We start from the raw sequence: 11,412 nt of genomic DNA on the forward strand, positions 1-11,412 counted from the left end.
GATGAGAGCGAAACCCCCGCTCACCCTCACCCTCCCCGCCCTCCTCGCGGTGGCCTTCCTCCTGCTCCCCCTCCTCGGCATCCTCGCCCGCACCAACTGGTCAGAACTCGGCGGCCACCTCACCAGCCCCGCCACGGTCACCGCCCTCAAGCTCTCCCTCCTCGTCTCCTTCTGGTCCCTCGGCCTCTCCCTCGTCCTCGGCGTCCCGCTCGCCTGGCTCCTGGCCCGCATCCCGTTCCCCGGCAAAACCTTCGTCCGCACCCTGGTCCTGCTCCCGATGGTGCTGCCCCCCACGGTCGGCGGCGTGGCACTGCTCCTCGGCTTCGGACGGCGCGGGCTGCTCGGGCCCTGGCTGGAGGACTGGTTCGGGATCACGCTGCCGTTCCACACGTCGGGCGCGGTGGTGGCGTCCACCTTCGTCGCGATGCCGTTCCTGATCATCAGCCTCGAAGGCACCCTCGCAGGGCTGAGCACCCGTTACGAGGAGACCGCCGCCTCCCTCGGCGCCTCACCGGTACGGGTCTTCTTCACCGTCACTCTCCCCATGGTCGCCCCCGGTCTGGCCGCCGGAGCCGCCCTCACCTGGGCCCGCGCGCTCGGCGAGTTCGGCGCCACCATCACCTTCGCGGGCAACCTCCCCGGCACCACCCAGACCCTCCCCCTCCAGGTGTACCTCCTCCTCCAGGACAACCCGGAGGCCGCGACCTCGGTCTCGCTGCTGCTGCTCGCCATCGCCATGGCCGTACTGATCGCGCTACGGGGCCGCTGGACCGCAGCGGCCACAGGCACCGCGACCGCAACCGACCCGACGGCAACCGCCCCACACCCCACCGACGACACCCCGAAGACCCCCGAACCGGCAGCCCGCGAACCCGCAGCCTCCGAACCCACGGCCCCCCAACCGCCCGAACCCCCCACCCCCTGGCCCCTCCACGCCGAAGTCACCGGCTTCACCCACCTCACCCTCGACGCCGGCCCCGGCACCACCATCGCGGTCGTCGGCCCCAACGGCGCCGGAAAAACCACCCTGTTGCGCGCCCTGCTCGGCCTCACCGACCGCGCCCACGCCGACCTCCGCCTCGGCCCCACCGACGTCACCGCCCTCCCGCCGCACCGCCGCGCCGTCGCCTGGGTCCCCCAGGACGGCGCCCTGTTCCCGCACCTGAACGCCCTCGCGAACACCGCGTACGGCCTGCGCACCCACGGTGTCCCGCGCGCCGAGGCCCGGCGCGAGGCCAAGCGGTGGCTGGACCGGCTCGGCGTGGGCCACCTCGCGCACCGCCGCCCCGGCCAACTGTCCGGCGGGCAGGCGGGCCGGGTCGCGCTGGCCCGCGCGCTGGCCGCCCGCCCCCGGCTGCTGCTGCTCGACGAACCCCTCGCCGCGCTCGACCAGACGACCCGCGCCCAGGTCCGGCACACCCTGCGCACCCATCTCGACGGGTTCGGCGGAGTGTGTCTGATGGTCACGCACGATCCGGTCGAGGCGGTCGCGCTCGCCGACCGTGTCCTCGTCCTGGAGGACGGCCGCATGGTCCAGGACGCCCCGCCCGCCGAGGTCACCCGCCACCCCCGCTCCCCATGGGTGGCCCGCATGCTCGGCCGCAACGCCTGGCCCGGCACCGCGACCGCCGACGGTCTCCGGCTCCCGGACGGTACGGGGATCGTCGCCGCCGAACCGCTCACCCCCGGCACCGAAGCCCTCGCGATCATCGCCCCGGAATCCGTCGCCGTGCACCGCACCCGCCCCGACGGCAGCCCGCGCAACGTCTGGCCGGGCACGGTAAGGGAGTTGACCGCTCTCGGCAGCAGACTGCGGGTGCTGATCACCTCCGACGCGGCGCCCGACCTCGTCGCCGAGATCACCCCGCAGGCCGCGACCGAACTCGGACTGAGGGACGGCGTCGCGGTGTTCACCAGCGTCAAGGCCACCGAGGTCACGCTCGTAGCCACGTAACGTCGTCGGCGGAGAGGCCCGCAAGGCCGAGGAGGTCACCGTGTTGCTACGCCAATTGGAATACCTCGTCGCACTCGCCCGCGAACGGCACTTCGCCCGCGCCGCCGACGCCTGCTACGTCTCCCAGCCGTCCCTCTCCGCCGGGATACGCCGCCTCGAAGCCGACCTCGGCGTCCCGATCGTCCGGCGCGGCGTCCGCTTCCAGGGCCTCACCCCCGAGGGCGAGGTCGTCCTCGCCTGGGCCCACCGCATCCTCGGCGAACGCGACGTACTCCACCAGGAACTCGCGTCCCTGCGCGGCGGACTGACCGGCACCCTGCGCCTGGGCGCCATCCCCACCGCACTCACCGCCGCGTCCCTCCTCACGACCCCCTTCTGCGAACGCCACCCCGGCGCCAAGGTCAGCCTGGAGTCCCTGTCGTCCCGCGACATCACCCGCGGCCTGACGGACTTCACGATCGACGCAGCCCTCACGTACCTCGACGACAGTGACCTCCGCGACGTACGGAAAATGCCGCTCTACGAGGAGCGGTACGTGCTGCTGACACCCGTCGACGGCCCGTACGCGCCGGACGCCGAGGTCCGCTGGGCCCAGATCGCCGCACTCCCCCTCTGCCTCCTCTCCCCCCGCATGCGCAACCGCCGCATCCTGGACGAGAACTTCGCCGCCGACGGCGCGATCGCGTCCCCCGCCGTCGAGTCGGACACCGTCGCGGGCCTCTACGCCCACCTCACCGCGGGCCGCTGGTCCAGCGTCATATCCCACGCCTGGCTCCACATGTTCGGCATCCCGGACGGCATGAGAGTCCTCCGCATCACAGGCCCGACCCACGGCCCCAGAGTGGGCCTGGTAACCACAACCCACCACCCGGAACCCCCCATGGCCCGAGCCCTGTTGGAAACAGCAAGGGAGGCGGGAGTACGGGAATCCCTGGACGCACTACTGAGGGAACACCTCGACGCACAGCCGCCGCAGCTCCCGTAGCTGTGGGCAGCAGTGCCGCTGGGGCGGCACGGGTGGGCACAGCGGCACCCCGCTGGCGCCGGGTGCGCCATCCGCCGTAACCCCAGCCCCCACCACACCCCCACCCCCTCCACCCCGGACCAGCCCTCATAGCACCCCCCTATCCCCGCATAGAAACCTTCGCTTTGACCGACCCCGACCCCACCCCCGACCGTAAAAGGAGCCCCACCCCACCCGCCGAAAAAGACACCCGTGAGGACCCGCCATGGCCAAAGTCCTGTGCGTGCTCTACGACGACCCCACCGACGGCTACCCCACCACCTACGCCCGAGACGACCTCCCCGTCATCGACCACTACCCGGGCGGCCAGACGACCCCCACCCCGGAAGCCACCGACTTCACCCCCGGCCACCTCCTCGGCAGCGTCTCCGGCGAACTCGGCCTCCGCGCCTTCCTGGAGAGCCGGGGACACACCCTGGTCGTCACCTCCGACAAGGACGGCGAGGGCTCGGTCTTCGACCAGGAACTCCCGGACGCGGACGTCGTGATCTCGCAGCCGTTCTGGCCCGCGTACCTCACCCCGGAACGCATCGCCGCCGCGAAGAACCTGAAGCTGGCCGTCACGGCGGGCATCGGCTCGGACCACGTCGACCTGGACGCGGCCATCGCGAAGGGCGTCACCGTCGCGGAGGTCACGTACTGCAACAGCATCAGCGTCGCCGAACACGTGGTGATGATGACGCTGTCGCTGGTACGGAACTATCTGCCGTCCCACCAGGTCGTCCTGGACGGCGGCTGGAACATCGCGGACTGCGTGGAGCGCTCGTACGACCTGGAGGGCATGCACGTCGGTACGGTCGCGGCGGGCCGGATCGGCCTGGCCGTGCTGCGCCGCCTCGCCCCCTTCGACGTGAAGCTGCACTACACGGACCGCCACCGCCTCTCCTCCGAGATCGAGGAGGAGCTGGGGCTCGTCTGGCACGACTCGGCCGCCGCGATGGTCCCGCACTGCGATGTCGTCACCGTGAACGCGCCCCTGCACCCCGAGACCCAGGGCCTGTTCGACGACGAGCTGATCGGCACGATGAAGCGCGGCGCGTATCTCATCAACACCGCGCGGGCCCTGATCTGCGACCGTGACGCGGTCGACCGCGCCCTGCGCAGCGGCCAGTTGGCGGGGTACGCGGGCGACGTCTGGTACCCGCAGCCCGCGCCGCCCGACCACCCGTGGCGCACGATGCCGCACCAGGGCATGACCCCGCACATCTCGGGCTCGTCCCTGTCCGCGCAGGCCCGGTACGCGGCCGGCACCCGCGAGATCCTGGAGTCCTGGCTGGCCGGCAAGCCGATCCGCGACGAGTATCTGATCGTCGACGGCGGCGCCCTGGCGGGCGTGGGAGCCCACTCGTACTCGGTCTCCAAGGGCTGAGGCGGGGGCGCGCGGTGCCCGTACGGCTGAGCCGCACCGTAACGAGACGAGACTCCCGGCGTTGAAGGGGAAGTGCGGACGCGATCGTGCGCCCCGCACTTGGTTCGACAACTGAAGGAGAACGTGATGTCTCGCATCGCGAAGGCAGCCGCCGTCGTCGCCGGCACGGGTGCCGTGGTGCTCAGTGGTGCCGGTCTGGCCATGGCCGACTCGGGCGCCTCGGGCGAAGCCGTCGGCTCGCCGGGCGTCGTCTCGGGCAACGTGATCCAGCTCCCGATCAACATCCCGGTCAACGTCTGCGGCAACACCGTCGACGTCATCGGCGTGCTGAACCCGGCGTTCGGCAACAAGTGCATCAACGCCGGCGGCCACCACCGCGGCGGCTACGGCGGCTGATCGCCCCTCGACACCAGCGCAGGCCCCCACCGGTTCCTCGAACCGGCGGGGGCCTTCGCGTGTCACACGTAACGATAGATCCGGCTGTGGTCGGAGAGCTGGGACGGTGTCACGTCCCACGGCGGCATCGGCTCGTCCCGGGCGACGATCCGGCCGCGCTGCGTGGAGCCGATCCCGGGCGGCCGGTCGGGCAGGTACGCGGCGTCGGGGTGCGCCTGCTGCCAGCGGGACCAGAGCAGGTCGACGAAGGCGTGGTGCAGCCAGAACACGGGGTCGTTGACGGAGGCGCCGCCGAGCATGTTCCCGCCGACCCAGCGGTGCACCCGGTTGTGGTTGCGCCACCGCGCGTCGCCCCGCTCCCGCGTCCAGCCCTCAAGCCGGTTGCGGAACCCGGACGAGGAGGTGGAGTCCCACGGCGACACGTCGTACACGGACTCCCGCATCGCGCCGTCGAGTTCACTCCGGGTCGGCAGCTCCAGCGGCGTCGCGGGGCGCCCGAGGTCCCGTACGAGGAAGTCGGCGTCGGTGAATCCGTCCTTGACGATCCACCCGCTCCGCCGCGTGAACGGGCCCGTGGTCACCTCACGGTCCGGGCCGCGTCCGGTGCCGCCGAGCAGGTCGTCGGTCCAGGGCCCGGCCACCGGCGAGCGGTCCACGGTCCAGTCCCAGTACGGCACGGTGACGCCCGGCGCCTCCTTCTGGAGGGCCCGCTCGAAGTCGAGGAGGAACTGCCGGTGCCACGGCAGGAACGTCGGCGCCATGTGCGCGACGCGCAGTCCGGGGTCGCCGTCGGAGACGTAGTAATCGACATGGGTGCGGACGAAATCGTCGTACCGCCCGCTGCGTTTGACCGCGAGGACGGCGCCGACGAACCGCTTCTTCTCGGCGGCGGTCAGGCTGCTCACGTTCTTGCGCGTGTACACCACGGCGGGTCCCTCCCCAGGGGCAGTCAGACGGTGGGCGGCGCGACACGCTCCCGGGCGAGCCGGGCGGTCCCCAACTCGTCAACGGCGGCACGGGCCGCCTCCAGGGGAGTGGCGTAAGAGGCGTAGTGATCAACCATGCTCAAGTACCCACCATCAGCCCGCCGCATCAATTCCAACGACCGCCCATCAACAGTGACCCGCACACCCCCACTCCCCTCCCCATGCCCATGCCCCACCCCCACCACATCCACAGGCACCCCCCGAATCCGCCGCCCCCGATACACCTCATCGAACACGACATCCCGAGGAACCCGATCCCGCCGCACCACAACAACAGGCACCAGAGCCCCACCAACCCCCCCAGTCACCACCACGACAAAGAGAGACCGAACCAGAACCCGACGCTTCAAGACAACTCCTACGGATGCACCCTCGAAGGGGCGCGGGGAACTGCGCAACAAGCCACGACGGCGCCGCACCCGAACGAACAACCCGCACCCCCCAAAAAAGGGGCGCGGGGAACTGCGCAACCGGCCACCAACACCCCCCACACCCAAACCCCCCTCAATCAACCAACAACTCGGCCCCAGGCGCAGCCTGAACCAGCGGAGCGCTCAACGCAGCAACGGGCAACGTCAACCGAGGCAACCCGAACTGATCAGCCTGCGGAGCACTGAGCGGGGCATCCAGCGAAGCCCCCGGCGTCTCGGTCTTCAGCTCACCACCCCCGGTCGAAAGACCGAGCTGATCCGACACGCCCCCCAACAACCGCGGCAGCGGCGCCGTGAGATTCGCCTCGGGCAACGGACTGCTGAGCGGCACCTTGGGCAGCGCGTTGGCGGGCAGCATCCGGCCCTGCACATAGCGGGGCCTGTCCATCACACCGGGCACCGGCACCGGAATGCCGCCGCTGATCTGGGGCGCCCGGATGCCGAGCACGTTCTCCACGCCTTCCATCGGCACCGACACCGGCACCTGCTCCCCCGCGACGGCGGGGCCGGCGGCGGTTGCGGCGGCCACACACGACAGCAGTGCGGCAAGGCTTCCTCGTGCGGTCGACTTCATCTCGGGCGGTCCCTTTCCGGGTTCGTGGGCGCCGGTGGGTGCCCCGGCGGCACTCGGGTAACGAGTCGCCCGGCCGCTCCACTGCAAATTTCCCCCGCCCGTACCAATCGGACGACTGTCAGCTCGTCCAGAAGTCCCACCAGCGGGTCAGGACCAGCATCCCGATGATCCCGACGTGCAGCACGGGCACGACCCAGGTGAACTCGCCGAAGAAGCTCCGCAGCCGGCCGGGCGCCGGCAGGAACCCCTTGCGGACATTGAACGAGGTCACGTACCAGAACATGACGATCGTGGCGACCCACGCCAGGGAGCACCACAGACACAGGGAGCTGATGCGGTAGAGCGACTGATACTGGAGCCAGCTGCAGAAGCCGACGCCGAAGAGGGTGCCCGCGTTGAGCGTCAGCCAGTACCAGCGCGGGAAGCGGGCGCGGCCCAGCAGGCTCATGCCGACGCAGATCACGACGGCGTACGCGGCCAGACCCAGCATCGGGTTCGGGAACCCGAACGCCGACGCCTGCTCGCTCTTCATGATGTTCCCGCACGACACCACCGGGTTCAGGCTGCACCCCGGCGTGAAGTTCGGGTCCTCGAGCAGCTTGAACTTGTCGAGCGTGATCACCCACGAGGCGAGCAGCCCCGCCGCACCCGTGACCACCAGAAGCAGCGCGAACGCCCGGCTCCCACCGACCGCACCGGACGAACTCTCACCGAACTCGCCGTACTCGCCGAACTGGCCGTCCCTGTGCGGGACTTGGCGGCGTACGGGTTCGGGTGCCGGGGCGTCGGCGGGGCGGCGCGGGGGCCGGACGCGGGCGGTGTCACCGGTGCTCATGGGTTCCCTCACCGGTCCGGTTCAGGACCGCAGGCTGCGCGCGGGCAGCAGGCAGTGCGCGGCGGCGGCGAGCATGTCCTCGTCACCGGCGTACGCGGCGAGGGTCTCCTCGGTCATCTCGACACCCGGCTTGCCCTCGGGCCACGGGACGGTCGAGAAGAGGAAGCAGGCGTGGCCGCGCTTCTTGACGGCCGCGAGCCACTCCGGCGGGACCATGCACTGGGCGTTGAGCGGCGGCATGTTGAGGATCGCCTGCCCGGCCTCGACGAGGAGGGTGACCGGGAAGCTGGGCTGCTTGGCGGCGTCGACCACGGGTCCGCCGACGGGTACGCCGTTCTGGGCGAGGAGGGCGCGGGCCGCCGCTACGGAGGCTTCGGGTCCGTCGGGTCCGTCACCGAGGGTGTAGGCGAGGAGGTAGGGCATGTCGCCCTTGCCGTCGTGGTGTTCGCCGCTCCAGGCGACGACGGCGATGGTGCCGAGGTCGGCGGGGCGGAAAGGGCGCGTTTCGGGGGGAGTCGAGGTCACCCGGGCACCGTAGCGACATATCCGGATGACCCGGATGTCCGTGTCACCCGACCGGGGGACACGGGGGCTCCGATCACACGAAGGAGGGCCGGTTCCGTGGAACCGGCCCTCCTTCGTGCCGTGTCGGCTACTTGCCGAGGGGCAGGCCGCCGAGGAGCTGCGTCGGCGACGAGGCGCCGCCCGCGTTCAGCTGGTCGGTCGTGTCTCCAAGGCTGTTCACGAGCGAGCCCTCCTTCTCGGTGTCGATCGCGTCGGTGTGCAGCGGGTGCGCTTCGAGCGTCGACTGGCTGCTGATCGCTTCCAGCGCGCCGTTGAGGCTCGTGGGCGTCAGGTCGGCGGCGAACGCCGGTGCGGCGGCACCGACCACCGCGAGCGACCCGGCAACGACGGCGGCAGCCTTCAGGGGCTTCATCGTGGTCCTTTCTTCGGCGACGGAAGGTCGCCAGCGGGAGTACGCACTTCGCGGTGGCTAACGATCTCTCGCCGGGACGGAAACTACGGGCCAAGAAATTGGCCGGGAACCCACTCGAACGAAGGGGAAACGTTTCTGATTCTCATATGAATACCTGTGTGTACGAGTGCGCGTGCCGCGTATTCCGAACATATGTCGAGACGCCGTAGAAACAGGGGTCGAAGCCCGAACACACGTCGTGCCGGCCCCGTGAGAACCGGGACCGGCACGACGTACGGAAATCCGCTGCTTTCCGGTCAGGAGGGCAGCGTGGGGACGGTCGGGGCCGACGGGAGGGACGGGGCGGACGGCAGCGCGGGCAGGCCCGGCAGGTTCGCGGCGGGCAGTCCGCCGCCGACCAGCGTCGCGGCAAGGAAGTTGACCAGGCCGGTGACGACGACGGGAACCTTGGCCGCGACCCCCGCGACATCGCCGGCCGTGGCCGCCTTGACCAGCGCGTCGACCGCGGACTGGAGCGCGGCGAGCGCGTCCGCCTTGACGTCCATCGGCGCCTTCTCGCGCGCCCCGTCCGCGTGCGGGGCACCGGGGGCCGGGGCGGTGGCCTTCGCCGCGTCGATCGCCGCCTTGGCGTCGGCGGCCAGCTTCGCCGCGTCGGCCGCGGGCACGTGGCCGTTGTCCGCCTTGAGGACCGTGTTCAGCAGGTCCGTCACCGGCGTCAGCACACCACCCGCGTCCTTCAGCGTCTTCGTCTGGGCGAGGAGCGCGTCCGCTCCCGCGACCGGAACCCCCTGGGCCGCCTGGGCGGCGGGAGCTGACGCCCCGTCGGCCGCGAAGGCGGGGCCGGCGACGCCGGCGAGGAGGGCGGCGCACAGTGCGGTGGTGGCAAGGCGTCGTGCCGGAAGAGCACGCATGTGTGTTCCCTTCGGTGGTGCGTACACAATGTTGTGATCACCGTGAAAGCGGTGACACCGGTACGCAACCGGCCGCCGCCATTCGGGGCACGGACCGCCGGGAGACTGGTGCGGACGGGGGAAAAGGGCCCCTGCGAGGGCCCGCCCGCCGGAGCGGCGAGACACGACCGGCCGCCCTCCCCGGGAAGGGGTGGGCGGCCGGCCGCGAGGTGATGCTCAGAAGGTGTCGCTCAGGCGGTGATACGCCGTCAGCCGTTGGCGCAGAAGTTGCCGAAGGCCGGGTTCAGCACACCGATGACGTCAACGGTGTTGCCGCAGACGTTGACCGGGATGTGGATCGGCGCCTGGATGACGTTGCCCGAGATCACGCCCGGGGACTTCACGGCCGCACCCTGGGCACCGCTGTCGGCGGCGGCGATGCCCGCGGTGCCGGCGACGGCGGCGGCAGCGACGGTGGACAGGACAAAAGCCTTCGCGGTACGCGACATGGGGAGTTGCTCCTCGGTATTCGTGAAATCACCGGGGCGGGATGCCCGGCCCATGCTCAACGCCGTACGCGGCTTCGGGTTCCGCCTCCGAAAGGGTGATCTCTCGCGGTCATGCTCATCCCTCGCGCGTAGCCTGCCGAACGAAAGCGCGGATGCTCAACTAATCCGACACACTGACTTGCGGAGATTCTGAAACGAAATAGTGCGTAAGGCTAGAGTGACTTCCCTCCTGACACCTGCCGGTACGGGCACGGGAGTTCACGCGTCAATATGTGATGGTCATGCTGCCCTCCGCACAGGGTCAGATTCTTTACATCCCGAAAGGGCAAAGCCGGTCATGCGCAATTCCCTCGGTCTTGTTCTGCGGCGCGGCACCGTGAGCGCCTTCACCGCCCTTTCCGTACTTTCCGCCGTACCCGCTCCGGTCGCCGCGTCACCCACCGGACCCTTCGCTCAGCCGGTCGCCGCCCCGGACACCGCGTGGGTCGCCGACGAAGCCGAGAACATCCCCTTCACCCGGCGCTTCCACGCCGTCCAGCACGGCGACCTCGTGCGCGCCGCCAACTCCTCCCTCAGTTGCCGCGCCACCGTCGACACTCCCGCCAAGGCGGCCACGGCCTGCGCCGACGCGCGGGCCGGGCAGCGGGGCGGCGCGCGGGCCGCCAACCACGATTTCGACATGTTCTACGTCGATGTGGACGACGACCCGAACACGTACAACTCCAGCCAGGCCGAGCTGAAGGTGCCGGACGGGGCGGACGTCACGTACGCGCGGCTCTACTGGGGCGGCAATCTGCTGGTCGGCGAGCAGAAGCCGCCTCGGGACAACGGGCGGGTGCTGATCGCCGAGCCCGGGGGCCGCTACAAGGAGGTCCTCGCGGACACCGTCGTCGGGCACCGGGTCGCGCGCGGCGTGGACGCGTTCCAGGCGTCCGCCGACGTCACCGAGCTGGTGCGGTCGAGCGGTCCGGGGATGTGGACGGTTGCTCAGGTGAACGTCGCCATGGGCCGGTCCGCCGCCGGTGGGTGGGGTGGCTGGACGCTCGTCGCCGCGTACGAGAAGGCGAGTGAGCCGCTGCGGCAGCTCGCCGTCTGGGACGGGTTCGCCGCGTTCGAGCCCGGCCACCGCGATGTCTCCGTCGCGCTCGACGGGGTCCGGATCCCGGCCGGCGCGGCCGGGCGGGCGGGCCTGGTCGCGTACAACGGCGACCGGGGCACCACCGGGGACTCGCTGACCGTGTCCACCGGGAAGGGCGCGGCGACCGCCCTGTCCGACCCGCGCAACCCCGCGGGCAACGTCCTCAACTCGACCATCGGCGAACCGGGCACCCCGCAGGCCGGGCGCAGACCCGCGTACGCCCACACCCTCGGCTACGACTCCGACGTGTTCCCCCTCGACCGGGCGCTGAAATCCGGTGCCGGACGGCTCGAACTACGGCTCTCGGTGCGGCAGGACGCCGCGTGGGCCGGGGTTCTCTTCGCCGCCGCCGACACCCGGCCCTGAGAC

At 71.0% G+C, this 11,412-nt stretch carries 13 protein-coding genes; 5 read left to right on the plus strand and 8 right to left on the minus strand.

Annotated features, from left to right (window positions below):
* The first annotated feature begins 1 nt into the window (after position 1).
* The 4 genes from ACIQNU_RS15640 (at position 2) to ACIQNU_RS15655 (ending at position 4,743) form a co-directional block, all read left to right on the plus strand.
* Positions 2 to 1,954, plus strand: coding sequence for an ABC transporter permease (locus ACIQNU_RS15640; RefSeq protein WP_401366136.1), 1,953 nt, complete (start codon positions 2 to 4; stop codon positions 1,952 to 1,954).
* A gap of 40 nt (positions 1,955 to 1,994) precedes the next feature.
* Entirely contained in the window at positions 1,995 to 2,939 is a 945-nt protein-coding gene (locus ACIQNU_RS15645) for a LysR family transcriptional regulator (protein ID WP_401366138.1), read from the plus strand.
* Between the two features lie 244 nt (positions 2,940 to 3,183).
* Complete coding sequence (locus ACIQNU_RS15650; RefSeq protein WP_401366139.1) at positions 3,184 to 4,347, plus strand: NAD-dependent formate dehydrogenase; 1,164 nt, start codon at positions 3,184 to 3,186, stop codon at positions 4,345 to 4,347.
* A 126-nt stretch (positions 4,348 to 4,473) separates the two neighbouring features.
* Positions 4,474 to 4,743 carry a chaplin gene (locus tag ACIQNU_RS15655; RefSeq protein WP_401366141.1) on the plus strand — a complete coding sequence of 90 codons (270 nt, stop codon included), beginning with the start codon at positions 4,474 to 4,476 and terminating at the stop codon, positions 4,741 to 4,743.
* A 62-nt stretch (positions 4,744 to 4,805) separates the two neighbouring features.
* On the opposite strand, the gene ACIQNU_RS15660 is transcribed toward ACIQNU_RS15655, so the two are convergent.
* From ACIQNU_RS15660 to ACIQNU_RS15695, 8 genes are all read right to left on the minus strand, one after another.
* A complete protein-coding gene (locus ACIQNU_RS15660) occupies positions 4,806 to 5,669 on the minus strand; it encodes a tyrosinase family protein (RefSeq protein WP_401366142.1) in 864 nt (287 codons plus the stop codon).
* A gap of 23 nt (positions 5,670 to 5,692) precedes the next feature.
* Positions 5,693 to 6,220 (minus strand): tyrosinase family oxidase copper chaperone, encoded by a 528-nt coding sequence (locus tag ACIQNU_RS15665; protein ID WP_401366143.1) that lies wholly within the window; start codon positions 6,218 to 6,220, stop codon positions 5,693 to 5,695.
* 13 nt (positions 6,221 to 6,233) lie between these two features.
* Entirely contained in the window at positions 6,234 to 6,734 is a 501-nt protein-coding gene (locus tag ACIQNU_RS15670; protein WP_401366145.1) for a hypothetical protein, read from the minus strand.
* A gap of 118 nt (positions 6,735 to 6,852) precedes the next feature.
* Positions 6,853 to 7,569, minus strand: a complete 717-nt coding sequence (locus ACIQNU_RS15675) for a vitamin K epoxide reductase family protein (RefSeq protein WP_401366146.1) — start codon at positions 7,567 to 7,569, stop codon at positions 6,853 to 6,855.
* Between the two features lie 21 nt (positions 7,570 to 7,590).
* Positions 7,591 to 8,094, minus strand: a complete 504-nt coding sequence (locus ACIQNU_RS15680) for a DUF5949 family protein (RefSeq protein ID WP_401366148.1) — start codon at positions 8,092 to 8,094, stop codon at positions 7,591 to 7,593.
* A 127-nt stretch (positions 8,095 to 8,221) separates the two neighbouring features.
* Positions 8,222 to 8,506, minus strand: coding sequence for a hypothetical protein (locus tag ACIQNU_RS15685; RefSeq protein WP_401366150.1), 285 nt, complete (start codon positions 8,504 to 8,506; stop codon positions 8,222 to 8,224).
* A gap of 296 nt (positions 8,507 to 8,802) precedes the next feature.
* A complete protein-coding gene (locus tag ACIQNU_RS15690; RefSeq protein WP_401366152.1) occupies positions 8,803 to 9,417 on the minus strand; it encodes a hypothetical protein in 615 nt (204 codons plus the stop codon).
* Positions 9,418 to 9,665: 248 nt separating this feature from the next.
* Positions 9,666 to 9,905 carry a chaplin gene (locus ACIQNU_RS15695; RefSeq protein WP_401366154.1) on the minus strand — a complete coding sequence of 80 codons (240 nt, stop codon included), beginning with the start codon at positions 9,903 to 9,905 and terminating at the stop codon, positions 9,666 to 9,668.
* Between the two features lie 337 nt (positions 9,906 to 10,242).
* On the opposite strand from ACIQNU_RS15695, the gene ACIQNU_RS15700 reads away from it, so the two are divergent.
* Positions 10,243 to 11,409, plus strand: a complete 1,167-nt coding sequence (locus tag ACIQNU_RS15700) for a DUF3344 domain-containing protein (RefSeq protein WP_401366155.1) — start codon at positions 10,243 to 10,245, stop codon at positions 11,407 to 11,409.
* Positions 11,410 to 11,412: the final 3 nt, after the last annotated feature.

This window comes from Streptomyces sp. NPDC091292, from assembly GCF_044757265.1.
Classification (GTDB): Bacteria; Actinomycetota; Actinomycetes; order Streptomycetales; family Streptomycetaceae; genus Streptomyces.

What these genes read in the sequence shown, in the direction of transcription:
- ACIQNU_RS15700 (WP_401366155.1), top strand. Translation starts at nt 10,243, where the DNA reads ATGCGCAATTCCCTCGGTCTTGTTCTGCGGCGCGGCACCGTGAGCGCC.
- ACIQNU_RS15675 (WP_401366146.1), bottom strand. Translation starts at nt 7,569, where the DNA reads ATGAGCACCGGTGACACCGCCCGCGTCCGGCCCCCGCGCCGCCCCGCC.
- ACIQNU_RS15685 (WP_401366150.1), bottom strand. Translation starts at nt 8,506, where the DNA reads ATGAAGCCCCTGAAGGCTGCCGCCGTCGTTGCCGGGTCGCTCGCGGTG.
- ACIQNU_RS15655 (WP_401366141.1), top strand. Translation starts at nt 4,474, where the DNA reads ATGTCTCGCATCGCGAAGGCAGCCGCCGTCGTCGCCGGCACGGGTGCC.
- ACIQNU_RS15690 (WP_401366152.1), bottom strand. Translation starts at nt 9,417, where the DNA reads ATGCGTGCTCTTCCGGCACGACGCCTTGCCACCACCGCACTGTGCGCC.
- ACIQNU_RS15695 (WP_401366154.1), bottom strand. Translation starts at nt 9,905, where the DNA reads ATGTCGCGTACCGCGAAGGCTTTTGTCCTGTCCACCGTCGCTGCCGCC.
- ACIQNU_RS15650 (WP_401366139.1), top strand. Translation starts at nt 3,184, where the DNA reads ATGGCCAAAGTCCTGTGCGTGCTCTACGACGACCCCACCGACGGCTAC.
- ACIQNU_RS15670 (WP_401366145.1), bottom strand. Translation starts at nt 6,734, where the DNA reads ATGAAGTCGACCGCACGAGGAAGCCTTGCCGCACTGCTGTCGTGTGTG.
- ACIQNU_RS15640 (WP_401366136.1), top strand. Translation starts at nt 2, where the DNA reads ATGAGAGCGAAACCCCCGCTCACCCTCACCCTCCCCGCCCTCCTCGCG.